25 protein-coding genes and 3 pseudogenes are annotated in these 21,034 nt (G+C 61.4%); 15 read left to right on the top strand and 13 right to left on the bottom strand.

The genetic code is table 11. The annotated features are described in order from the left end of the window. From I3J27_RS34790 to I3J27_RS34780, 3 genes and pseudogenes are all read right to left on the bottom strand, one after another. Positions 1-1,290 carry a cytochrome P450 gene (locus I3J27_RS34790; RefSeq protein ID WP_270163344.1) on the bottom strand — a complete coding sequence of 430 codons (1,290 nt, stop codon included), beginning with the start codon at positions 1,288-1,290 and terminating at the stop codon, positions 1-3. Positions 1,291-1,384: 94 nt separating this feature from the next. Next, positions 1,385-2,587, bottom strand: a complete 1,203-nt coding sequence (locus I3J27_RS34785) for a cytochrome P450 (protein ID WP_270172965.1) — start codon at positions 2,585-2,587, stop codon at positions 1,385-1,387. Positions 2,588-4,079: 1,492 nt separating this feature from the next. Next, positions 4,080-4,572 (bottom strand): annotated as a pseudogene (locus I3J27_RS34780) (IS6 family transposase); the annotation flags it as partial. 113 nt (positions 4,573-4,685) lie between these two features. Between I3J27_RS34780 and I3J27_RS34775 the strand changes: the two are divergent. The 4 genes from I3J27_RS34775 to I3J27_RS34760 all read left to right on the top strand — a co-directional run bounded on the left by I3J27_RS34775 (position 4,686) and on the right by I3J27_RS34760 (position 8,699). Then, positions 4,686-5,615 carry a polyprenyl synthetase family protein gene (locus I3J27_RS34775; protein WP_270163343.1) on the top strand — a complete coding sequence of 310 codons (930 nt, stop codon included), beginning with the start codon at positions 4,686-4,688 and terminating at the stop codon, positions 5,613-5,615. A gap of 594 nt (positions 5,616-6,209) precedes the next feature. Further along, complete coding sequence (locus tag I3J27_RS34770) at positions 6,210-7,139, top strand: DUF2493 domain-containing protein (protein WP_270172964.1); 930 nt, start codon at positions 6,210-6,212, stop codon at positions 7,137-7,139. A 230-nt stretch (positions 7,140-7,369) separates the two neighbouring features. Next, complete coding sequence (locus I3J27_RS34765) at positions 7,370-7,816, top strand: hypothetical protein (protein ID WP_270163342.1); 447 nt, start codon at positions 7,370-7,372, stop codon at positions 7,814-7,816. Positions 7,817-8,378: 562 nt separating this feature from the next. Beyond that, entirely contained in the window at positions 8,379-8,699 is a 321-nt protein-coding gene (locus I3J27_RS34760; protein WP_270163341.1) for a DUF736 domain-containing protein, read from the top strand. A 109-nt stretch (positions 8,700-8,808) separates the two neighbouring features. Here the strand turns inward: I3J27_RS34760 and I3J27_RS34755 are convergent, their stop codons facing one another. After that, entirely contained in the window at positions 8,809-9,060 is a 252-nt protein-coding gene (locus I3J27_RS34755; protein ID WP_270163340.1) for a helix-turn-helix domain-containing protein, read from the bottom strand. 142 nt (positions 9,061-9,202) lie between these two features. Here I3J27_RS34755 and I3J27_RS34750 point away from each other — a divergent pair, with 142 nt between their 5' ends. The 3 genes from I3J27_RS34750 (at position 9,203) to I3J27_RS34740 (ending at position 10,417) form a co-directional block, all read left to right on the top strand. After that, positions 9,203-9,475 carry a DUF2285 domain-containing protein gene (locus I3J27_RS34750; protein WP_270163339.1) on the top strand — a complete coding sequence of 91 codons (273 nt, stop codon included), beginning with the start codon at positions 9,203-9,205 and terminating at the stop codon, positions 9,473-9,475. Between the two features lie 167 nt (positions 9,476-9,642). Further along, positions 9,643-9,837 carry a transcriptional regulator domain-containing protein gene (locus I3J27_RS34745; RefSeq protein WP_270163338.1) on the top strand — a complete coding sequence of 65 codons (195 nt, stop codon included), beginning with the start codon at positions 9,643-9,645 and terminating at the stop codon, positions 9,835-9,837. Between the two features lie 247 nt (positions 9,838-10,084). Then, positions 10,085-10,417 carry a DUF2285 domain-containing protein gene (locus I3J27_RS34740; RefSeq protein WP_270163337.1) on the top strand — a complete coding sequence of 111 codons (333 nt, stop codon included), beginning with the start codon at positions 10,085-10,087 and terminating at the stop codon, positions 10,415-10,417. Between the two features lie 94 nt (positions 10,418-10,511). Here I3J27_RS34740 and I3J27_RS34735 read toward each other — a convergent pair whose 3' ends face one another. Both I3J27_RS34735 and I3J27_RS34730 read right to left on the bottom strand, forming a co-directional pair. Then, positions 10,512-11,795, bottom strand: a complete 1,284-nt coding sequence (locus I3J27_RS34735) for a type II toxin-antitoxin system HipA family toxin (RefSeq protein WP_270163336.1) — start codon at positions 11,793-11,795, stop codon at positions 10,512-10,514. Beyond that, on the bottom strand, positions 11,792-12,079 hold the full coding sequence (locus tag I3J27_RS34730) for a helix-turn-helix domain-containing protein (protein WP_270163335.1): 288 nt from the start codon (positions 12,077-12,079) through the stop codon (positions 11,792-11,794). The genes I3J27_RS34735 and I3J27_RS34730 overlap by 4 nt, the downstream gene beginning before the upstream one ends. A gap of 64 nt (positions 12,080-12,143) precedes the next feature. On the opposite strand from I3J27_RS34730, the gene I3J27_RS34725 reads away from it, so the two are divergent. From I3J27_RS34725 to I3J27_RS39295, 3 genes are all read left to right on the top strand, one after another. Beyond that, complete coding sequence (locus I3J27_RS34725) at positions 12,144-12,569, top strand: hypothetical protein (RefSeq protein ID WP_270163334.1); 426 nt, start codon at positions 12,144-12,146, stop codon at positions 12,567-12,569. A 562-nt stretch (positions 12,570-13,131) separates the two neighbouring features. Continuing rightward, the gene (locus I3J27_RS34720; protein WP_270163333.1) at positions 13,132-13,452 is read left to right on the top strand and encodes a DUF736 domain-containing protein; all 321 of its coding nucleotides are present in this window, start codon (positions 13,132-13,134) and stop codon (positions 13,450-13,452) included. Between the two features lie 216 nt (positions 13,453-13,668). Next, the gene (locus tag I3J27_RS39295) at positions 13,669-13,890 is read left to right on the top strand and encodes a Zn-ribbon domain-containing OB-fold protein (protein WP_370691914.1); all 222 of its coding nucleotides are present in this window, start codon (positions 13,669-13,671) and stop codon (positions 13,888-13,890) included. 192 nt (positions 13,891-14,082) lie between these two features. On the opposite strand, the gene ftsZ is transcribed toward I3J27_RS39295, so the two are convergent. From ftsZ to I3J27_RS34690, 6 genes and pseudogenes are all read right to left on the bottom strand, one after another. Next, a complete protein-coding gene (gene ftsZ, locus I3J27_RS34715; RefSeq protein WP_270163332.1) occupies positions 14,083-15,159 on the bottom strand; it encodes a cell division protein FtsZ in 1,077 nt (358 codons plus the stop codon). 98 nt (positions 15,160-15,257) lie between these two features. Next, positions 15,258-15,710: a hypothetical protein gene (locus I3J27_RS34710; protein WP_270163331.1), complete on the bottom strand. Its 453-nt coding sequence runs from the start codon at positions 15,708-15,710 to the stop codon at positions 15,258-15,260. A gap of 223 nt (positions 15,711-15,933) precedes the next feature. Then, complete coding sequence (locus tag I3J27_RS34705; RefSeq protein ID WP_270163330.1) at positions 15,934-16,227, bottom strand: hypothetical protein; 294 nt, start codon at positions 16,225-16,227, stop codon at positions 15,934-15,936. A 51-nt stretch (positions 16,228-16,278) separates the two neighbouring features. Beyond that, positions 16,279-17,055 carry a hypothetical protein gene (locus I3J27_RS34700; protein ID WP_270163329.1) on the bottom strand — a complete coding sequence of 259 codons (777 nt, stop codon included), beginning with the start codon at positions 17,053-17,055 and terminating at the stop codon, positions 16,279-16,281. Beyond that, positions 17,052-18,295 (bottom strand): annotated as a pseudogene (locus I3J27_RS34695) (type II toxin-antitoxin system HipA family toxin). Before I3J27_RS34695 ends, I3J27_RS34700 begins: the two are co-directional and overlap by 4 nt. Continuing rightward, positions 18,288-18,623 carry a helix-turn-helix domain-containing protein gene (locus I3J27_RS34690; RefSeq protein WP_027545516.1) on the bottom strand — a complete coding sequence of 112 codons (336 nt, stop codon included), beginning with the start codon at positions 18,621-18,623 and terminating at the stop codon, positions 18,288-18,290. The pseudogene I3J27_RS34695 and the gene I3J27_RS34690 overlap by 8 nt, the downstream one beginning before the upstream one ends. A gap of 63 nt (positions 18,624-18,686) precedes the next feature. Here I3J27_RS34690 and I3J27_RS34685 point away from each other — a divergent pair. Both I3J27_RS34685 and I3J27_RS34680 read left to right on the top strand, forming a co-directional pair. After that, positions 18,687-19,162: pseudogene (locus I3J27_RS34685) on the top strand (ParB/RepB/Spo0J family partition protein); the annotation flags it as partial. Next, positions 19,158-19,319 carry a hypothetical protein gene (locus I3J27_RS34680; RefSeq protein WP_270173039.1) on the top strand — a complete coding sequence of 54 codons (162 nt, stop codon included), beginning with the start codon at positions 19,158-19,160 and terminating at the stop codon, positions 19,317-19,319. The pseudogene I3J27_RS34685 and the gene I3J27_RS34680, both read left to right, overlap by 5 nt. 104 nt (positions 19,320-19,423) lie before the next feature. Here the strand turns inward: I3J27_RS34680 and I3J27_RS34675 are convergent, their stop codons facing one another. Further along, positions 19,424-19,654, bottom strand: coding sequence for a helix-turn-helix domain-containing protein (locus tag I3J27_RS34675; protein ID WP_270163328.1), 231 nt, complete (start codon positions 19,652-19,654; stop codon positions 19,424-19,426). Between the two features lie 100 nt (positions 19,655-19,754). On the opposite strand from I3J27_RS34675, the gene I3J27_RS34670 reads away from it, so the two are divergent. From I3J27_RS34670 to I3J27_RS34660, 3 genes are all read left to right on the top strand, one after another. Further along, positions 19,755-20,027, top strand: coding sequence for a DUF2285 domain-containing protein (locus I3J27_RS34670; RefSeq protein ID WP_270163327.1), 273 nt, complete (start codon positions 19,755-19,757; stop codon positions 20,025-20,027). 165 nt (positions 20,028-20,192) lie between these two features. Next, positions 20,193-20,387 (top strand): transcriptional regulator domain-containing protein, encoded by a 195-nt coding sequence (locus I3J27_RS34665; RefSeq protein ID WP_200471987.1) that lies wholly within the window; start codon positions 20,193-20,195, stop codon positions 20,385-20,387. A 166-nt stretch (positions 20,388-20,553) separates the two neighbouring features. Further along, positions 20,554-20,964 carry a DUF2285 domain-containing protein gene (locus tag I3J27_RS34660; protein WP_270163326.1) on the top strand — a complete coding sequence of 137 codons (411 nt, stop codon included), beginning with the start codon at positions 20,554-20,556 and terminating at the stop codon, positions 20,962-20,964. The last annotated feature ends 70 nt before the right edge of the window (positions 20,965-21,034 follow it).

Below are 21,034 nucleotides of genomic sequence, written 5' to 3'. Positions count from 1 at the left end.
TCAGCCTCCCCGCGCATGCAGCCGCACCGGCAGCGCGCGGAACGTCCTAAGGAACGCGGAGGGCTCCCGGGTCGGCTGCTCGGCCAATGCCAGTGTGGGGAAGCGCGCCTCGATCCGCGGCAGGCTCTCGGCCAACTGCACCCGGGCCAGTTGCGCACCGAGGCAGAAGTGGATGCCGTGGCCGAAGCTCAGCATGATCTTCCCGTCGGTCGACATGCCAGGACTGGTGCCGTAGAACCGCGCGGGATCGAAGCGGTCGGGATCGGCGAAGGCGTCCGGGTCGCGATTGCCGGCCGCGATCAGCACGCGCACGTCCGCGTTCTTCGGGATCACCACGCCGCCCAGTTCGATGTCGCGCTGGGCGATACGCGGAATGGAGCTGAACATGGCGGGCGCGTCGCAGCGCAGGACTTCTTCGACGAATGCCTTCACCCCCACGGCGTCTCCCTGCAGCCAGTGCCGCTGTTCGGGATACGCCAGCATCGCCAGGACCGCATGGTCGATGGTCGCAGCCGTGGTGGCGAAGCCGCCCAGCAGCATGCCCCACAGCATGCTGATCAACTCCGCATCCGACAGCGTGTCGGCATCGTCGTCGTGTGCGCCGACCAGCATCGACACGATGTCGTGGCGGGGATCGGTGCGCTTGCGCTGTATGAGGTCGCCGAAGTAGGCCTTTACCCTGGCGCTCGCCGCGTCCGCCGCGGCGAGCTGGGGATCGCTGGCGTGCGGGCTCAGGCCTTCCAGAATGGCGCCGATGCCGGCGGCGAGCCCGAACATGTCCTCCTGGGGCATGCCGAACAGTTCGGCGAAGACCAGCATGGGCAAGGCCAGCGCGAATTCCCGATGCAGGTCCACCGCATCCCCGCGCTCCAGCGCGGGCGCCATGCCGTCCAGTCGCGCTGCGGCGATGCGCGCGATGCTCGGCCGCAGGTTGTCGATCTGGCGTATGGTGAAATCGCGCGAGATCAACCGGCGCAGACGCGTATGCGTCGGTTGGTTCTCCATCCCTAGCGTGGACGCCAGCAGATTGAGCGACAGGCTGGTCGCCGCACGCGGGAAATAGCGCGCCAGTTCGCCCGGCGCCGGTCCCCGAAACGCATCGCCCGTGGCCTCGAGCGCCCAGTAGATGTCGGCGTGGCGGCTCAACAGAAAGAGGCCCGACGCCGCGCGATGCACCGGATCGTGCTCGCGCAACCACCGCATGAACGGATACGGGTCGTGGATGCACGCCGGCGACGCCAGTTCGGCGAAGGCGTCCCGGCATGCTGCCGTGGTGTCTGGCACGTCCATCTCGGTTACCTGTTGGCTGGCTGATCTGACCGGCGCGCGCCAGGCGCGCTGGAAAATTGCGGAGAAGATCGCGATCCGCGGCGGCGTCCGCGCATCACCAGAGCACCGGGAACTCCTCGAACCCGCCAGTGATGATCTCCTTGCGCAACTTCAGTTCTTCGGGCGCCACAGCCAGGCGCAGCGCGGGAAAGCGCTGGAAGATCGAACCGAACACCAATTTGAGTTCGAGCCTCGCCAGCGCCACGCCGATGCACTGGTGCGGCCCGTGGGAGAACGCCAGGTGCGGCTTCCCGCCGCGTCCGATGTCGAAGATTTCCGGGTCGTCGAAATGGCGCGGATCGAACGACGTCGCCGGCAGGCCGACCAGCACCTTGCTCTCCGCGGGAATATGCACGCCCGCGATGGTCACGTCGGTCCTCGGATAGCGCATGATGCCGTCCCAGCCCGCGCCCGGCGGGTACATGCGCAGGATTTCCTCCACCGCCTTATCCAGCAGGGATGGATCGCCGACCAGGCGTTCACGCTGTTGCGGATGGCGGAGCATGGCCAGCAGGCCGAATTCGATCTGCGCGACGGTGCTCTCGTGCCCCGCCACCAGCATGCCCGCCGCCAGGCCGATCGCCTCTTCCTCGGTCGCCTTGCCCTGGTCGACCGCCGCGAGCAGATCCGTCAGCAGGTTGTCGCCCGGATCCTGGCGCTTGTCCCGCATCTTGCCGCGAATGTAGGCGCGCAGTTCGTCCCAGGCCAGGCGCGACGCGCTGCGCGGGCCGCTTTCATGCTGGTGCGTCATCACCTCGTCGGACAGCCCGGCGAAAAAGACGTGATCCTCGTAGGGCACGCCCATCAGCGCGCTGATGACCATGGCCGGAAGCGGAAAGGAGAGGTGGCGCCGCAGGTCGGCGGGCTGGGGCTGGGCCGCCAGCGTCTCGAACAAGTGCGCGGCGATCGCTTCGGCCTGCTGCGTTAGCAGCTTCATCCTGCGGTTGCCGAAGGCCGGCGCCACGATCGTGCGTAACCGGGCATGCTCGCCCCCCTCGTGCGAGACCAGCCATCCCGGCGAACCGAGAATCACCGAATCCGGGGTGAATGCCGCCGGCGGCATTCCCGCGGGCCGGAACGCCGCGTCGGACAGCACCGCCTTGGCCTCGTCGTAGCCTGTCACCCACCAGCCTTCGTGCCCGGACGGGAAGCGCACGCGGTGGATCGGACCGTTGGCGAGTAGCGCCAACATCTCGGGCGAGGGCTCGATGTGATCGACGCGCCACATCGGCAGCGTCGGCAAGGGTTGTTCGGACATCAAGGGTTGTTCGGACATGGTGGCACTTCACTCTCTCAGCGATGGAAGGGCGGAAGGTGACCGGCAGGCGCTGCGGGCAGCGAATGACGCAAGACGGCATGTCGACGATGTCCTCCGCGGCGGTGGTCAGCGTCAGATGCTCCCGCCGCACGAACAGCGCGCGGAAGGCGCATCGCAATTCCAGGCGCGCTAGCCGCGGCGCCCAGGCAGAAATGCGCCCCCTAGCCGAACGACAGGTGCGGGTTGTGCCGCCGGGTGACATCGAACCTGTCGGCATCGCAATAGATCGACTGACCGCAGGGATTGGTGAAGGAGGTTCGACCGCACCCGCCACCGACGTGTCCGCCAATATAGCCTCCTGACCAGTCCCACGCCGCCGGTGGCAATTTCAATCTTGGCTCAAGGTCTGCCGCTTTGGTTGCATCGCGCGCGACGGGCACAATTGTTGTGGCTCCCAAAAGAAGAACTCCAGATCACATCCAACACTTCCCTGCATCTTCTCGGTCCACAAGCGAGCGCCAAGTCATAGCCACAGCAAACGCTCGGAACGGACCAGACGCGAACAGCGACGCGCGCCGTGTCCGTCCCGAAGACCATCGCACTGCGATTGGTGACGATGCCGTGAACACAGCAAATCGCGTGCCGAAGTGAATTCGCAGGCCCAGCAGGCACTTCGTAGCGGCGCGTAGTGTCAGGTTTTCGGCATTGAGTCTCAATGCCGACAACCGCCGCAGCAAGTGCCCGGCAAAGGCCTGCTCTTGCGGAACATGCGCGAGCATGTCGTCGAATACTTTCAAGGCGGCGGTCACGCGTCAGATCGATGGCCTGTCGAGATTGCCGAGAACAGAGCAACTGTCATGCCGGGGCGAAAATGCTGATACTCCAAGGATGAGCATCAGGGATGAGCATCGAATCGACGGCAATGGACGCAAAGCTGACAATCGTGTGCGATTGCGCACATTCTCAGGCGAGTTCGATCAGTTGGGATGGCTCGGAGGCAGCACACCGCGGGCTGCTTGCAGGTCATGGAAACGGCATCACGCGAGCGCCGCGTGCTGCATTTGAAAGGTGCTCGACCTGATTAGCTCGCATATTGCTGGGTTGTCCTTCAGACTGCTCGCTCAGAGAGTTGACGGTGTTCATCCGTATCTGGCCGGTGACACATTGTCCGCAACTCAACCTTTGAACCTCGGGGCTCGCCTCGGCGAGGCGCACCCTTCGTCGCCATTGAAGCATTCACTGCGAATGCTCTGGTGGCACACCAATTGCTAATTAGGTCCCAGATCCCGGCCCGGTCAGTCGTTGCGGTCCAAGCTCCAGTCGCGACTATCAACCATGACCAACAGCTTGAGATGTCAGCCCATCTGCGCAAGCTCTTTCGCGCAAAGGGTAAGGCGCACAGGCATCGTCAACTTCATCGACCGCTGAGAAGGAGTCGATTATCAAAGGTTCGAGATTCGGCCGTCCCATCAGGCTCAACGGTTTCTCGATTGAAAAGCGTCATGATCCGCTGGCGTCGCCGCGTCGCGCCGTACGAACCGAGCTTGTCAGCGATCATCACGCGCGGCGGCGTGCCGGCGGATTTAAAGAGCTTCGTCATGAGCCGCTGCGCAGCGCGCGAGTCTCTTCGGCTTTGGATAAAGACGTCGAAGAACGACGCCATTCTGGTCGACAACGCGCCGGAGCCAATGTTGTTCGCGCGATCGAGATAACGAAGTCGTCCAGATGCCATGTCGCCGCGAGTGGGAGTGCGCCGGGGAATCCCGATGGGAGAACGCCTTGCCGGATTTACGTCCCCACTGGCGCACGGTTTCATAGGTCACGCCAATGCCATGCGCCGCCAGCGTTTCCTCGACCATGCGAAAGCTTAAGCAAAGCCGGAAATACATCCAAACGGCATAGCTGATCACTTCCGATGCGAAGCGATGCGCCGATAAGGCCCCGTGCGGTCGGCATGCCGGTCGTCTACCCCTTGGCCGTTCCAATTCGTTAACTTGACGGTGGCCCAGAACCTGAAGAGACGCAAAATTGGCTTTTAATTCGGCACCGGTTGAACCACGCCCAATTCCGGTTTTTGTCTCAAGAGTGGAGATACGATATGATTTCGAGGCACCCAGTCGATGTGGTTGGCGGTAGCGACGAACTCATCGAGCAGGCGCTGCGAGCCGCGATGGATAGTGCTCTGAGTCCGGAGTCGCCGACTCACCTGCGGGAAGCGCTAGAAGCGGCAGTGTTTCCAGGTGGCGCGCGGATGCGCCCCAAGCTCTGCTTGAAAGTCTTCAATGCATCCGGCGCAAGCCATCCGGAGCTGGCTGCACGAGCTGCGGCAGCAATCGAATTGCTGCACTGTGCCTCGTTGGTCCATGACGACCTGCCTTGCTTCGATAACGCCGCGCTGCGCCGCGGCAAACCGACGGTGCACCGGCTGTTCGGAGAGCCGACCGCCGTTCTGGCCGGCGATGCCTTGATCGTGACGGCTTTCAAATACATAAGCCGGCAGGCTGCGCGGGCACCTGAGTTGGTCGCGCGCATGATCGAGGTGGTCGCGGAGGCGGTCGGCCCCAGTCATGGGCTGATCGCCGGACAGTCGATGGAGGCTGTGACGCACGTCCCAATCGACCGCTATCATCATTACAAGACCGGCTCCCTCTTTGTGGCGGCGGCCACGTGCGGCGCCCTGACAGGTGGTGCTGACCCGGCCCCATGGGCGAAGGTGGGGGAACTGCTCGGGCATGCGTACCAGATCGCCGACGACATCGCAGACACGGTCGGCCGCGCCGAGGTGCTTGGCAAATTGCGTGCCGTGGACACGCAACTGGATCGACCCAATATCGTTCGCAGCCAAGGGTTGGATAGCGCAGCCGCCAAATTTTACGCCTATCTCGAACAGATAAGTGACACCATTCCTGCCAGCCCTCACAAAGGGTCCTTCGTTGACTGGCTGAACCAGGCGCTTTGCAAGGGCGTAGCGGGCCCGGGAAAAGCCGGACTGATCCAACAAGCGGCGCTGGAATGCGTCCAACCTTGATGAGACGTGAATTACAGCAACGAAATCTGGTCGTTGGTTCCGTCATGGCTGGATACGATGGAGATCGCGGCTGGATCTTTCGGATCGCCGTGCTGACGTCTCACCGGAAAAGCTGGAGGACAGGCGCTCATTGCTCCTGAGCGGCTTGCGACACTCGGCTGCGTCAAAGTCAATCTCCTGGTGGTTGAAATCCAACTCAGCCTTGCGCGCACAACTCGTGCCCGAGGATATCGCCCGCTGTCTGCCGCCTCCGAGGGTCGCTACGGGATTTGCGCCCAAGCAATTTGAATTTGCTATCGTCTGACCGGTCATTGCGTGGGCTGCCTTTGCGGGGTACCGCCGCGCCCAGGGCCTTCTAGCGGGCGATCGGACGGCAAGCGGCCCGGCCCGGCAATGGCAGAGGTGCGGCTATTTTCCGCCGGCGCTCACGCGCCTTTGCATCGCGAAACAAAATAGCCGCACCTCTGCCATCCTCCGCTTCGCTCCGGCCCGTCGGCTGACGCCTCCGGGTTCTGGTCCGTTCCGCCCGCCGTCTGGTGATCGCCACGAAGGCCGCGATGGGCGCGGCCGAACGGCAAAGGACCCTAAGCCATGATGACCGAACACGACGATAGCCAGTTCGAACCGCCGCACGGCTCATCACCGACCGATCATATCCTCAACGAGCTTCAGCTCTATGGCCATCGTCCCTTTCACGACGAGCCTGACCCAAGGCCGCTCCCGGAAGCCAAGGCCATCACAGGCGCGATCGCCGACATCTTTGATGCGCTCGTGGCGACCCTGAGCGATACACGGCTTGAACCCGACCTCGAAGATCTCCTCTGGTCGACCGTCAATCTCTTCCATCGCGCCACGGGCCGCATCGAGCGCGAACTCGATGACAACGAAAAAGCCCAGCAAAAGAGCCAGCGCGAGCAGAATGGATCGGAGGTGCGATCGGTCGAACTGGAAAGGCTCACGGCCGAAGGCGTCACATTGATCGAACGCCGCAACGCCATGGAGCTGTTCCGCGATCTGGCGACTGAGCAATTCGAGCTTCATACCGGCTCGCCCTGGCGCCCCCGTTCCGGGTCACTCGTCAATCATCGCACGCTCACCTCTGCGATGATTGATAGCCGCGATTTCCTGGCTGCCAAACGTCGCGCGGACACCGAGGCGTTGCTGCCGTCGGGACCCAAGATCGGGCTCACCGGTGGACTCGATTTTAACGACGTCGCCCTGATCTGGGACCGCCTCGACAAGGCCCATGCCAAGCACCGGGACATGGTGCTGCTCCACGGTGGCTCGCCGAAGGGCGCCGAGCGGATCGCCGCAAAATGGGCCACCAACCGCAAGGTTCCCCAGGTCGCCTTCAAGCCGGACTGGACCAAGCACGGTAAGGCAGCTCCGTTCAAGCGCAACGACGCCATGCTTGCAGTGCTGCCGATCGGTCTCATGCACTTTCCGGGCACCGGGATACAGGACAACCTTGCCGACAAGGCCAGGAAGCTCGGCATTCCCGTCTGGAAGTTCGGCGGCGCGTAAGCGCCGTCGCCCATCGGCGCATCTTCGTCGAGGACCAAGTTCGCCAGCGCAGATCAGTGCAAATTCTCTGATGCGACCGTATAGCGCTCGAGCAGAAAGCTTCGGTTCTTGTCCGATTCGACGAACGAGGTCACGCACTCGCACAGCGCTGCATTCTGCGCTATTATTCTTGTCGCGCCGTGGTGGTGGAAGGCGCGATGCGTCATGTCTTTTGTCGCGGAGCCACCACCATGCTTATCATCGCACTCGCCCTCAATATGCTTGGCATCGGCCTGTTCTGCTGGCTGGGTCTCATCCTTGCTGTCTACGCGCTGCCATATTTCGTTGCGTTTTCCGCAGGATTTGCGGCTGTTCACGCTGGGGCAAGCATTGCCTCGGCAGCTCTGGTCGCAATTCTTGCCGGCGCCGTGGTCGTTCTCATCGGTCAAACCGCCTTGATCTGGGCTCGATCCAGCTTCGTGCGCGCGGTGATTGCCGCAGCGTTCACCGTCCCGGCGGCTGTCGCGGGCTATCACCTCGCCCATGGCCTGTCGCAAATCGCGATGCCATCCTCACTTTGGCAGGATATCTTCAGCTGGACCGGCGCCTTTGCCATCGCCGGCATGGCGTGGAGACGGATAACCAGCTTTGCCGAGCCTCCGGCATTGGGCGAGGCTTTGCTGGAGGAACATCAGTAGCCCCTCTCGGCCGAGACGCGAAAGGAATGATCCTTGGGTCTCGACGCTGAGGCCGCTCAGGTCCAAGCGTTGGTTGGGTCGATGAGCTTGAGCGAGAGATAGTCGCGGCGTTCTCGAAGGCTTGGCACCCGGCACCTGACCTCCCGGCGGAAGGCAGGCCAGCCAGGGGGCGTCTCATCGCGGCTGGTTCACGGCAGTCGCGTTGGCCCTTTCCTTCGCTTTTGCTTCCAACTCTACGCCTGAGCGCAGCGACCTCTTGTGCAGCCCAACCGAGCGGCGCCACAACTTCTCTGGGGTTGCTGTTCAGCGCACGGACCACCTGGCCTCTTGATGGCTCGATCTGGCCGAAGAGCGGCTGCGCCTCGATCGCCTGAACGCAACGCCAGCGGCTCGACTTTCTTCCCCTGGGCTACGCCCATTCCTCGCGCGGCAAGAAAGTCGCCCCGCTGGCGTCCTCCGCTGCGCTACGGCCCGCGGGCGGGTGCGTCGTCGATCGTCTTCGGCCTGTAGATCGCCATCGAGGCCGCGGTGGTCGCGGCTCGAAACAGCAAGGAGAAGTAACATGGCTACCATCGGTTCTTTCAAGAAGATCGGCAGCGACTTCCAGGGCGAGATCGTCACCCTCAGCCTCCAGACCAAGGGCGTCCGCATCGTGCCCGAGGCCAACCGCACCAACGAGAACGCCCCGAGCCACCGCGTCTTCGTCGGCCGGGCCGAGATCGGGGCCGCCTGGTCGAAGCGCTCCGAGGAGGGCCGCGACTATCTCTCGCTCAAGCTCGACGACCCCTCGTTCAACGCACCGATCTACGCGAACCTGTTCAACGACGAGGACGGCGACGGCTTCAGCCTGATCTGGTCCCGGTCCCGTAAGAACGGCGACTGAGGTCGCCAAAAAGCCTCGCCCGGTTCGCCGGGCGGGGCTTTTCAATTAAGCGCCCCTCCGGCCGTGCGGACCTGTCAATACTGATTCCAGCCGCTCGGCCGGTATTGGGCTATTCAGTCTGTCCGCGCGTCTTTTTCTTGGCGCCTGCGCCTGGCGGCCGTGTCAACAGGTCTGCTGCTTCGACTCCCAAACTGCGCGCCAGCCGGTCGACAACGTCGATGCCGGCCGCATAGACGCTCCGTTCGAGTGCGCTGATATAGGTGCGGTCAATTTCTGCTCGATGTGCCAATTCCTCCTGCGACAAGCCGCGAGCTTGTCGTAGCTTGCGCAAATTGATTGCAAGTATCCCGCGTATATCCATACGCGAGACGGCACGTCCTTGAAGAGTATTTCACCACGGAGTATTCTCGACAAAACGTTCGCGCGGAAGCCTACGACCAAATTTTTACGCTTCTGCTCCTTCCGGCGTGTTAGAATTTGTCAAATCTGAGGCGTGGAGTTTCATGAGGAAGCCGCCGCTCGATCCCGACGTCGCCGACGCTGCCCCCACCGATCAAGCTCTGACGGTTTATGACGAGGAGCACGTCGTGACGTACACGCGCCTTTTGCAAGCCGAAAGCGAAGGGGCCGACTGGCGGGAGGTCGCGCGAATAGTGTTGCATATCGATCCGGAGCGCGAACCTGATCGCGCGCGAAATGCATACCTGTCTCATCTTAAGCGCGCTAAGTGGGCTACCGAACAGGGACGTTTCTTGCGCGGTGCCGGGTCAAATTAGGAAAATCTCACCGGTGAAGTGTTTCTCAAGAACACGATCTTCTTCTCCTCGTTGGTGGTCACTTTAGAGCATCGCGTGGTGCCAAAGTAAGGACTTCCTACAACCCAATCGATCAGAATTATTGCGGCGCAATCCTTGTTATCCGACTGGACAAAGGGGCGTAAGCAATGCCGACATTCGACTGGCGGTCGCCGGATTCGTACAAGAGCCTACAGGACGCTGAAAGAACCGACATCGCCTGGGAATTTCTTCGCCGAAACAAAGACTACGAACGCGACTACGAAGAGACTGTGAGGAACAGCCCGGACGGCGAAGTATCTCCGGAGTTCAGGAGGAGGTGGGGCATCTGCTTTCGCCCATGACCCGCAGATATCCTTCGAGGAACAGGTCGTCATTTGGGCGCCTGAGGTTCTGCCGACGGTCGTTCCAATCGCGGCGATCGCGTCGACGGTCAGTGGGGACAGCTCTCTTCAGCTACTGCTCGATCTTGCTGCTGGCCGGGCGCGGCGTGCCTCCGATGGCTGGCACGCTGTGCTACGGATAGGCGTCGTAGAGCATCGAGTCTGGCTGAAGGATCTGCCAGCCGCCAGCGCCAATTACGCAGTTCAATTGGAATTCGACCGCGATTTCGACGCGCGCGCCCTTGCAGCGCAGCGGCTGTGGCGCGCGATGAATGAACGCGCTGTCGGTCCCGCCTCTCACGGATTGTCAAAACAGAGATGCGAACGGCTGCGCGCCGCCATTCAGGCGCTCGATGCCCATGACGCCGGTGGCACGTATCGGATCATTGCCGAAGCTCTATTCGGCAAGAAGCGCATCCCCGATCGTGCCTGGAAAACGCACGATCTGCGCAATCGTACAATTCGCCTCGTGCAGAGCGGCCTCGCATTGATGCGAGGCGGCTATCGCGAATTGCTGCGCCCCAAGCACAAGAACAAATAGCCGCCTTCAGCTAGAGGCGGCTTCCGGCGGCGACGCGTGGGCGCAGAACGCCGAACGGTTTGTGGCTGGCATTAGGGATGAGGAACGCCTTCTACTAGGAGCCACTCAGAACGCGTTGGCATTCCTTGGCTCGATCGATCAACTTCGTGGCCAAGCGCTTGATTATGGTATTGTCGAGCCCCTCCGCTTCCGCGGTAGCGCAGACATCGGTTACATTGTCGGGAAGCAACTCAGCCAGAGAATTCAATCCGGCAATCATTTTGTCGGCGTCGAGGCGGGTTTCGCGGGCGAACTTCTGCCATTCGCGCGCACCAATCTGGCTAAGCTTGTATTCGCCGCCGATCTTCATCGCGAGCTTCATTTTCTGAAACTCGACATCGTTATAGGGAAGGATGCTGGCGATATCGTAGAGCGGCGCAAGTCGCACTGTAGGGCCGCTGGCGAGGAGCAGCGAGTAATTCTTGGCGTGTGCATCGGTACCGCCGATGAGCCAGTTGAAGCCGAGGGCATCGATGAAAGTATCTAGGTCATCCACGCTATTGGTGGAGTAGGTGCGTAGGAGTTCGATAATGTCGGCGGGGGCTGGTCCGCCCTCGCTTTGGTACTTCTTAGTTGGCATGATGCCGCGTGCTTGGCAGATGTCCTCTTGATGGACACGAACGACGTCATTGCCGCTGAATTGCCGGTCATAGCGTTCGACGACAATGGCGATTTCTTTCTCAAATCGCATGACCTTAGTTTCGGCGACGGGTAAGCCGAGATTGCGTGCAAGATTGAGGCAGATATGTTCGTTCTCGGCATGGCCGTCGAAATGGCCGGTCGGGGGTTTCAAGATATGAGTTGTCGGGATTCGTCCAGAGGGAATTCCCCATCGGTCTTTTTGCAGGAGCAGCGCAGTTTTCGGTTGAGTCCCGGCGAGGCTGAATTGCCCCGTATCGCGCGGCAACCGCCATGCGGCGTGATCCTCTCTCAACGCTTGCAAACGTTTGGCAATCGCGGCTTCGTCAAGCCATTCAACTTTGTCGTCCGCACCGCTTTGTAATACCTTCAAACGATCGGGGGTGACGAACTGAATGGCGCCGGCGCAATCCTCGCCGACATGGGAAATCAGAGCAAACACGTTGCGGGCCGAGACCTGAAATTTCTTGGCCCAACGATCGAGGACGCGCTCGTTGTCCGGCAGAAGTCCCCATAGAAAGGCTTGCACAGCGGCGGGACCGTGCTCCTCGGCCGCGAGTGGCATGGAGAGCGAAATCGGATACGCGCCCCTCGCTTCGCGCCAATTGGTGTCATAGACAAAGGTAAGGCGGCTGCGCGTGTCGTTATGCACGCGGCCGACTTCCTTCCCGTCCAAGAGGGCCACGAGTTCGTTTGTCATGCCCTCCTCTTCTTGGCTTTGGCCACGATTGCGTTGATATCGACGCCGGACTTTTCTGAACTGCGGCTGTTGGATTGTTCACTGTTTGCGTCCAGGCTGATACCGAGAGCGTCAAGAGCGCGGAGCACCAGGCCGAGTTCGGCGCGTGCGTGGCCATGTTCGACTTCGATGACCCACTGACGGCTGACACCAATACGCTTGGCGAAGCTCGACTGGTCGAGCTTGAGTCGTTTGCGCCTGTCTCGAATGATGGCCCCGAGATCGGTGGATGTGCGTACAAGCATAGTGCGCCTAGAATGTCGACGTTCGCCTACATTACCATATGTCAGCGTTCGGCGACAATATGAAATGTCGGCGAACGACGACACGGAAAGATGTTGCCGTTCGACGACATTGAATGGGTTGAAGCGGCCATATTTCGTTGCGTTTTCCGCAGGATTGGTGGCTGTTCACGCTGGGGCAAGCATTGCCTCGGCAGCTCTGGTCGCAATTCTTGCCGGCGCCGTGGTCGTTCTCATCGGTCAAACCGCCTTGATCTGGGCTCGATCCAGCTTCGTGCGCGCGGTGATTGCCGCAGCGTTCACCGTCCCGGCGGCTGTCGCGGGCTATCACCTCGCCCATGGCCTGTCGCAAATCGCGATGCCATCCTCACTTTGGCAGGATATCTTCAGCTGGACCGGCGCCTTTGCCATCGCCGGCATGGCGTGGAGACGGATAACCAGCTTTGCCGAGTCTCCGGCATTGGGCGAGGCTTTGCTGGAGGAACATCAGTAGCCCCTCTCGGCCGAGACGCGAAAGGAATGATCCTTGGGTCTCGACGCTGAGGCCGCTCAGGTCCAAGCGTTGGTTGGGTCGATGAGCTTGAGCGAGAGATAGTCGCGGCGTTCTCGAAGGCTTGGCACCCGGCACCTGACCTCCCGGCGGAAGGCAGGCCAGCCAGGGGGCGTCTCATCGCGGCTGGTTCACGGCAGTCGCGTTGGCCCTTTTCTTCGCTTTTGCTTCCAACTCTACGCCTGAGCGCAGCGACCTCTTGTGCAGCCCAACCGAGCGGCGCCACAACTTCTCTGGGGTTGCTGTTCAGCGCACGGACCACCTGGCCTCTTGATGGCTCGATCTGGCCGAAGAGCGGCTGCGCCTCGATCGCCTGAACGCAACGCCAGCGGCTCGACTTTCTTCCCCTGGGCTACGCCCATTCCTCGCGCGGCAAGAAAGTCGCCCCGCTGGCGTCCTCCGCTGCGCTACGGCCCGCGGGCGGGTGCGTCGTCGATCGTCTTCGGCCTGTAGATCGCCATCGAGGCCGCGGTGGTCGCGGCTCGAAACAGCAAGGAGAAGTAACATGGCTACCATCGGTTCTTTCAAGAAGATCGGCAGCGACTTCCAGGGCGAGATCGTCACCCTCAGCCTCCAGACCAAGGGCGTCCGCATCGTGCCCGAGGCCAACCGCACCAACGAGAACGCCCCGAGCCACCGCGTCTTCGTCGGCCGGGCCGAGATCGGGGCCGCCTGGTCGAAGCGCTCCGAGGAGGGCCGCGACTATCTCTCGCTCAAGCTCGACGACCCCTCGTTCAACGCACCGATCTACGCGAACCTGTTCAACGACGAGGACGGCGACGGCTTCAGCCTGATCTGGTCCCGGCCCCGTAAGAACGGCGACTGAGGTCGCCAAAAAGCCCCGTCCGGTCTGCCGGGCGGGGCTTCTCTCAGGTGCGCATCAAAGCATTGTTGAGGCCACTGCGCTTCGGCGCCTCTCACTGGTCGCCTTTCGCGGTCATTTCCGTGAACGTCGTCCGGCATACGTCGTCGGGATTTTAGCTATCGTCGCGGTTGGCTCCAGCGGGAATCTATTCAGCGCCCGGAGGGGTAGCCACGCCCAGTGTGCGATGTCTGCCTTTCAACGCAATTCGACTGGATCGAAGCATCCGGGGAAACGTCCATAGCTGGACGCGAACGCATCCTGCCTTCCTGCCAGTTTTCAATCCAGACCTCCCCCTATGTTCTGGTCACGGTCGATCTTGAAGAAGGACCCCGCATGAACGCGCGCCTACGTTGCGATGGACAAGACCCTGCGATCGGCACTCGTTGTCTGTCGATTTGAGGTGCATGAGGAAAGCTGGACGTTTCCGATTTTCGTTCTGGCTTAGCGTCAACGCCGGCTGTCGATACAACGTCCATCTGGGGATCCCTGCGATTCCATTCCGCATGGGATCGAAACTTGATTCCGAAATTCTCCTGCAGTCGGTTGTAGAGGTGAGCAGAAACTCACGCAGTACAACGCGGTCAGAATCATTCAAGCCTGAACCGCTTGCCGCATCCTCGTTGGATTCAACATTGCTGCATCGAAGTGCGACTTCGAATCATTTGGTAGTTGGGAGATGCTTGTCCCAGCAATGGGCTTATTCGCCGAGTCCAGATTATCGATGCCAGTCGCCACTACCGAGACACGGACGAGACCCTGCAGCCGTTCATCGAAAGTGGCGCCGACGATGACGTTAGCGTCCGGGTCGGCTCCTTCGCGAATGCGGCTAGCAGCTTCGTCGACCTCGAATAGCGTCAGGTCCTTGCCGCCGGTGATCGAGATTATGAGGCCACTGGCGCGCTTGATCGAGGGGGCCTCGATCAATGGATTGGAGATCGCGGCCATAGCGGCGGTGAGCACGCGCTTCTCGCCAGAAGCCTCACCCCCGCCCATCATGGCTTTGCCCTTCTCGCGCATGACGGAGAGAACGTCGGCAAAATCGAGATTGATCAAACCTTCTTTGACTATAAGGTCGCTGATGCAGGCCACACCCGAATAGAGAACTTGATCGGCGATGGCGAAGGCATCGCTAAATGTGGTCTTCTCATTGGCCACTCGGAGCAGATTCTGGTTTGGGATGATCAGCAGGGTGTCAACCGCGTTCAGCAGTTCCGCAATGCCCGCTTCAGCAACGCGCATACGGCGCTGGCCCTCGAAGTCGAAGGGCTTGCTGACGACGCCGATGGTGAGAATGCCAAGTTCACGCGCGATCCTGGCTATAACAGGCGCCGCCCCAGTTCCCGTACCGCCGCCCATGCCAGCGGTAACGAACACCATGTTTGCGCCGGTCAAATGATCCTGGATCGCATGAACTGCCTCTTCGGCCGCGGCGCACCCTACTTTGGAGTTCGAGCCGGCGCCAAGGCCTTCGGTCACCTTTGTGCCTAACTGGATGAGGCGCTTGGCCTTGGACATGCTGAGTGCTTGTGCGTCGGTATTGGCGACGACGAAGTCGACGCCTTCCAGCCCGGCCGCGATCATGTTGTTGACGGCATTGCCTCCGGCGCCACCGACTCCAAACACAATAATACGCGCTTTCATCTCGCGAATGTCGCTGATGTCGGTCACTTTTACCTCACGATTTCTTCGGCACGTTGGGATAGCGGACCCGGATTGCTACCGACGAACCTTGTGGTCTGTCTCTACCAGGAGCGCAGCTAGATAGCCTAGTCGACGTGCGGCCTGTCCGTGGCTGTCGATCGAGGCGCCAACTCGGTCACCGGTCCGTAGAGCCGCTGCCTCGTCCTCAAGCCGCGCTGTCGCCTCTCTAGCGGCATGGTCTTTGCGGTCGCCTGCAGCACTTCAACCATCAGGCGTTCGGCGCGCTCGCGTTTGCGCTCGAAATCCGCGCCGTAACCGGCCGCCCTTGCGTCGAGCTGCACAATTTCCGTCTGCGACGCCTCAATGTTTTCCACTAATGGGACAATGTCGCCCGCGCGACGACCACCTCGTGGGCAGGGAGTATGCCTGACTTCAGCGAGATCAACGCTCACTAGCGCTTTGCTATTATCCGAAAGCGAGCGCGGCAATCTGAGTCGCTTGGCAACCGATCGGGCGGCCTCAGGTGAGATTTTCGGCCGGGCACCAAGTGCGACATATGTCTGGGCCTCAATGGGCATCGACTGTTCTCCTAGAACGAACCGGGAGGCAATCGGCTGTTAACCGAAAAGTAACCGCAAGGTAGGCTGCGTTGGTTAACAAGTCGTTAACAGCTCCGGCGAAGAAACAGGTCGCGTATCCATGCGGACTGACTTTTCAAAGCAGGTGTTCCGCAACGAGTCGTGATCTGATCAAAAGGCTATTGCGGACCATTTTCGCGTACCTTCTTTCCGCGGCTGGGTTTCATGTTTCGCCAGTGATGCGTCGTTCCAAGCCGAGCGGCACGATCCAGCCGCCTGCGCGGTCGTACCGGGCAAATTCATCAGGATGTACCGCAGCCAGGCGATTGCGCACGGCGTTTGGGTCTTCGTCGATGGCTGCGCGAATGAGATCGCGCTCGATCCCGACAAAGACCGGCCGGAGGTTGAGGCGAGCGAGCGCTTCCTGGTCGATGGGGGTGACATCGGCGTCGGTGACTGGTCCCGCGCGGGTAACGATGCCGCCGACAAGCCCTCCGATGGCGCCTGTCTTTTCCACTTCCCTTACCGCGGCGGCGTCGAGCAGCGCTCGCGGGCGTGCGAGATCGTCCTAGAGCCTTCGGGCAAAAGGTTGATGCGTGAGACGATGGAGAACGCCCGCCAATTCGGCATGTCCGAGCGGCTTGATCAAGTTGGCGACATGCAGCCGAAGAAGGCCGATGAAGAGCGCGTTTTTCTCTTCGGAAGCGATGGGCTCGCCTTCATCGACGGGATCGCGGACCGAGAGATGGACATCGGCTGGACCAGCTACAGCCATTCCCCAGCGCGTTGCGATCGCGATGCGCTTCAACGTGACTTTGCGGCCTTGGGCCGTGACATCGATCCGTGCAGCTTGCGTCCATGCGCGATCCAGGGCCTTCGCGGGTCCTCCCACATCATGGCAGCCTTTCGCCTCGGCGACCGTCAGGGAGGATAGGTCAGAGGCGCAGGCGATCCAATCGGGCAGGTCGCCGCGAAAAAGGCGCTTGACCTTGAGCTGCCTGCGGCGGTCCAGGTCGATGGTTCGGCTACCGAGATGCGCAAAGATCGAAAGATTGAAGTGTCGCTCGAGATAGGCGCGGGCGACGAAGCGTCCAAACAGGCCTGAGAGCGCGACTTTGACTTCGCGCGCCTGCCCAAGCGGCTCCCTGAAGATGAAAGGCGTTCCCGCGCCGGTCGGCGCCAGCAGCGCGTCGAGAATAGACCACGCGCCATGGGCGGCGCCGGGTGTCTGCAGCACCTCCCGAATGCCGGCATCCTCGATATCGGAGACTTCAAGGTCGACGGTCGGGCCGGCGATGGGGCTCTCCGCCGCAGGATCGAAGCTATGAAGGAATGTCCGTGTCAAAGCGCCAGCGCTCGTTTGAGATCATCGTGCTCGAAAGCGCTGGCCATGCGATTGATCTCGGCCGCGTGGGTGCCGACTGCTTTGGCCGTGTCGCGCCAGGTCGCGGTCGCTGTCGCGACTTCCTTAATGATCGCGCGGGCCTGCGGCAGCGTAAGCCCAAAATATTCCGACGCGGCCTCAAGCAGGTCGAGCGAGCAGGTGCCTTCGTCGAGGTCGATGTTCGTCGTCAGCACCCGCGCCTTCACATCGGTAGGCACGGGATTGAGATCGTAAGCCGGAGAGAGCGACCATCCCGCCTTTCCCAACCACAGGAAACCGTGGTTGCGCAGATGATCATCGACATTGGAGATCAGCACATTGAAGACGACGCGCCTGTAGAGGGCATGGGCGTCCGTCTTTCCTTGCGCACCATGTTGCGAGAGAGCGTCGACAATCTCCGGGTAGCTGCCGCGCTCGCCGTCTTTGGCGCCCATCATCGCCATGGCGGACAGGAACGGGATGCGGACGGCGTCATTGCGATCGAAGCGGCGCGACAGCATGACGGCCTTGCCGGCCACCTCGATCAGTTCGTGTTGCGGGGTGGCGATGCCGGCCTTGCTGGCGAGCCGCAGCGCAATCTCCTCCCAGGTCTCCATGCTGTAGTCGTCGGTCTCCTTTGGAAACTTGGCGATCGAGAGATTGCCGTGTTGATCGATGACCGAGGCCTTCGGCCGCCCGCCACCGAGGGAGGAGCCGGGCGCGAAGATGAGCTGAAGATCTTCGTCCGTTTCCTCGTCGCGGAGAATGCGCTCGGTGATCTGGAGCAGCCGCCCGAGTTCGATGAGGGCCGGTACATCAGCGCGGGTCGGCGTCTGGAAAGTTTCGTCGCCGACCCAGCGGAAGCGAAGTGCGCCAAGTCGCGTTTCGTCGGCAACACCCAGCAAATAGTCGCTTTCTGCAAGCGTGCGAACAGCGCGGCCTTCGCGGTCGGCGAGGCGGCGTTCGGCGCGCTGCATGAGGCGGCGGCCCCAGGTGTCAGGCGCGGAGTCGCCAATGGAACCGAAAGTCGCCAGTCCGGCAGGAGGAGCAAAGGCGCCGCGCGTCAGGGCGAGGGCGGGTTCCAGAACCGGTCCGAGTCATTAAGCCATGCGCCATCGTACTCGAAGAGGATGGTCTCCGAGCCTCGAGCACGGTTGCTCCTCGCCAGTCCGATGCGGCGCGTGCGGCCGCCGAGATCGATATGCACCTCGAAGTCAGCCATCACGTGAGGCCCCGGTCTTGCGTTTGAGGTGGATATGTTTGGGCAGCTCGGCGCTGGCGAGCGCTTGGCCGACGCTGTCGTTGCTGATGTCGGCGAGCTTGATCAGGCCGTCGAGCAGGCCGAGCGCCTGGAGGACGCCGGCATAGATGCCGATGCTGACGTTGGTGTCGCCGGCTTCGACTCTCTGCAGCGTCGAGCGGGACGTGAAGGCGCGCTCGGCGACGACTGCCATCGGCAGCCGCCGACGCCGACGGGCATCGTGGATGTCCGCGCCGAGCTTGCGCAGGGCCCGCCGAACAGCGGCAGGGGGATTGTGGGGGGTAGGCATTTGTGGCCTTCATACTACATATTTGACGAATATGTAGCACGAAGATTACAAATTTTCTAGCACATTAGGGTCGGTACCTCAGTATGGGGGACGGCTAAGCCTTCACCCGAGTCCCCGAAGAATGCGCGCAAGACCCCGCACAGTGAGGCGGCGATCGAAGCTTATGCGAGCGTCGACGCCAAGTTATCTTACAGAATCTGGTGGTCGAACCGGAGTTGGACAGAGAAGGGCGGCCACGGGGTTTTCAGACGGCCTGCCCGGCTTCTGAGAATGAAGGAGATCAACAAGACCGAGCCGAACCGCAGCATCATCGATACTGCGAACGATCCGCACGAAATCAGCCTAGACGAGAATGTCACGCGGGAAAATGTGGATCCCGCCGATCAGTTCGAGGCCTTCAAGAAGCTAGCGGAAAAGCGCGGTTTTGGTGCGGAAGAATTGCCGCCCGCTTCGGCATGACGTCGCATGTTGTCATGCGGCTCGGCGCGGTCTCCCCGAAACTGATGCAGGTCTATCGCGATGGCGATCTGACCCTTGAACATCGTCGAAACCGTTTTGGGCGAAGCACATCGCAAGCCGGAAAGCAGTTTTGATTTCGTGCAAGGCACGCGCCTTGACCTGGAAGGCAAAGCAAAGCGCTTGATGGACTGTCTGAACTTGGGCCGCGTAGCTGGGGCGCCGGTTGCGCGGCCTTGAATCCGGGCCGCATGCGCCGCCGCCGATCCGGCTTGCCGGCAGCGACGCGCGGTCCGCGTCCGGCGCTCGCCGGGCCATTGGCCCGGCTCGCGGATTGTGCCGCGCTATTTGGCGCGACCTTTCTTTGCCGTCCGTTTTAGGAACTCATCAGGCTCGACTTCGAGCTTGTCGGCAAGGCGGCCAATGACCTTTATGCTGACGTAGTACACGCCCTTCTCGAGCTGGCTCAGATAGCTCCGGCTTATCTCAGCCTCCAAGGCAAGTTCATCTTGAGACCATCCCCTCGCATTGCGTAGACGACGCAAGTTAGTGGCGAATGTCTCCCGCAAATCCATGCGGGCAAAGATGCCGCTTGTTCAGTATATTGCACCTCGATATACTTAACAAAGTGCGGCCCATGAACCGTTAGACAGTAAACTCCGCGACCGTGAGATCATGCAAATGCCGCCGCTCGATCCTAACGTGGTTGACCTTGCTCCCAGCGGGCCAGTGTTGACGTCCTACGACGAGGAGCACGTTGTCACGTACATTCGCCTTTTGCAGGCGGAGGGTCAGGGAGCGGACTGGCAGGAGGTCGCTCGAATCGTCTTGCACATCGATCCGGATCGAGAGCCGGACCGTGCGCGGACTGCATACCAGAGTCATCTTGCGCGCGCAAAATGGGTGACCGAGCAGGGGCGCCTCTTACGCGGCGCCAGCTCAAAATAGACGAAAATCGCCGACTAGAGACCTGCAGCTAAAACGATTTTCTCCCGCGAACCGGTGGTCATTCTCATGCACCACGTTGTGCCAAACTAGAGGCTTCCTACAACCGCTTCATTCATAACTATTGCGCCGCAATCATTGTTGGCTGCGTGCAATGGGATGGAAGCAATGCCTGAATTCGACTGGCGATCGCCAGATTCGTTTAAGAGCCTGGAGAACGCTGAGATCACTCACATCGCCTGGGAAGGCCTTCGTATGAACGTGGACTATCAACGCGACTACGAAGCGATGATTGCGAATAGCCCAGATGGCGAAGTGACCGAGGAATTCAGGAGGAGGTGGGGTATCTGCTTTCGCCCATGACCCGCAAAAGTCCTCCAAACAGCAGGCAATCTTTTGGACACCTGAGGTTCTGGCGTCCGTTGTCCCCGTGACAAGTGCGCCGGCGGTTTCTCACAGGTCAGCGTCTTCGGCACTGCTCGACTTCACTGCCGGACAGGTGTGCCGCGCCCCCGACGGTTGGCACGCGGTGCTGCACATCGGCTCGGTGGAGCATCGCATCTGGTCAAAACAGCCGCTGACCGCAGGCACTTACTATGCGGCCGAGTTGCCGCTTGACCGCGATTTCGAAGCGCGCGCGCACGCTGCCACGCGGCTATGGCGCACGATGAATGGACGCGCGCCAGGACCTGCCTTCCGTCGCTTGTCAAAACAGCGGCGCGAACGAATATGCGCAGCCCTTCGCGCAGTCGCCGCGTATTTCGCCGGCGCGACCTATCGCAGCATCGCAGAGGCTCTGTTCGGCGAAAAGCGCATGCCGGATCGCGTCTGGAAAACGCACGATTTGCGCAGCCGAACAATCCGCCTCGTACAAAGCGGCCTTGCGCTCGTGCGCGGAGGCTATCGCAAACTTCTGCGGCCCGGGCGCAGGGACAAGTAGCGCTGCCACCGGGGGTGCCGAAAATCCGCCCCCCGATATTCGGCATCCTCCTCCGAGAACTTGCTTCTCC

It is taken from the genome of Bradyrhizobium xenonodulans, from assembly GCF_027594865.1.
In the GTDB taxonomy this organism is placed as follows: Bacteria; Pseudomonadota; Alphaproteobacteria; order Rhizobiales; family Xanthobacteraceae; genus Bradyrhizobium; species Bradyrhizobium xenonodulans.
Note: the sequence above shows the minus strand (reverse complement) of the source record. Positions and strands in the feature narration are given on the sequence as shown.

What these genes read in the sequence shown, in the direction of transcription:
- I3J27_RS34730 (WP_270163335.1), bottom strand. Translation starts at nt 12,079, where the DNA reads ATGCTTGTACGCACATCCACCGATCTCGGGGCCATCATTCGAGACAGG.
- I3J27_RS34775 (WP_270163343.1), top strand. Translation starts at nt 4,686, where the DNA reads ATGATTTCGAGGCACCCAGTCGATGTGGTTGGCGGTAGCGACGAACTC.
- I3J27_RS34720 (WP_270163333.1), top strand. Translation starts at nt 13,132, where the DNA reads ATGGCTACCATCGGTTCTTTCAAGAAGATCGGCAGCGACTTCCAGGGC.
- I3J27_RS34750 (WP_270163339.1), top strand. Translation starts at nt 9,203, where the DNA reads ATGAGGAAGCCGCCGCTCGATCCCGACGTCGCCGACGCTGCCCCCACC.
- I3J27_RS34675 (WP_270163328.1), bottom strand. Translation starts at nt 19,654, where the DNA reads ATGGATTTGCGGGAGACATTCGCCACTAACTTGCGTCGTCTACGCAAT.
- I3J27_RS34725 (WP_270163334.1), top strand. Translation starts at nt 12,144, where the DNA reads ATGTCGGCGAACGACGACACGGAAAGATGTTGCCGTTCGACGACATTG.
- I3J27_RS34755 (WP_270163340.1), bottom strand. Translation starts at nt 9,060, where the DNA reads ATGGATATACGCGGGATACTTGCAATCAATTTGCGCAAGCTACGACAA.
- I3J27_RS34785 (WP_270172965.1), bottom strand. Translation starts at nt 2,587, where the DNA reads ATGTCCGAACAACCCTTGCCGACGCTGCCGATGTGGCGCGTCGATCAC.
- I3J27_RS34735 (WP_270163336.1), bottom strand. Translation starts at nt 11,795, where the DNA reads ATGACAAACGAACTCGTGGCCCTCTTGGACGGGAAGGAAGTCGGCCGC.
- I3J27_RS34690 (WP_027545516.1), bottom strand. Translation starts at nt 18,623, where the DNA reads ATGCCTACCCCCCACAATCCCCCTGCCGCTGTTCGGCGGGCCCTGCGC.
- I3J27_RS34745 (WP_270163338.1), top strand. Translation starts at nt 9,643, where the DNA reads ATGCCGACATTCGACTGGCGGTCGCCGGATTCGTACAAGAGCCTACAG.
- I3J27_RS34670 (WP_270163327.1), top strand. Translation starts at nt 19,755, where the DNA reads ATGCAAATGCCGCCGCTCGATCCTAACGTGGTTGACCTTGCTCCCAGC.
- I3J27_RS34770 (WP_270172964.1), top strand. Translation starts at nt 6,210, where the DNA reads ATGACCGAACACGACGATAGCCAGTTCGAACCGCCGCACGGCTCATCA.
- I3J27_RS34790 (WP_270163344.1), bottom strand. Translation starts at nt 1,290, where the DNA reads ATGGACGTGCCAGACACCACGGCAGCATGCCGGGACGCCTTCGCCGAA.
- I3J27_RS34665 (WP_200471987.1), top strand. Translation starts at nt 20,193, where the DNA reads ATGCCTGAATTCGACTGGCGATCGCCAGATTCGTTTAAGAGCCTGGAG.
- I3J27_RS34765 (WP_270163342.1), top strand. Translation starts at nt 7,370, where the DNA reads ATGCTTATCATCGCACTCGCCCTCAATATGCTTGGCATCGGCCTGTTC.
- I3J27_RS34760 (WP_270163341.1), top strand. Translation starts at nt 8,379, where the DNA reads ATGGCTACCATCGGTTCTTTCAAGAAGATCGGCAGCGACTTCCAGGGC.
- I3J27_RS34710 (WP_270163331.1), bottom strand. Translation starts at nt 15,710, where the DNA reads ATGCCCATTGAGGCCCAGACATATGTCGCACTTGGTGCCCGGCCGAAA.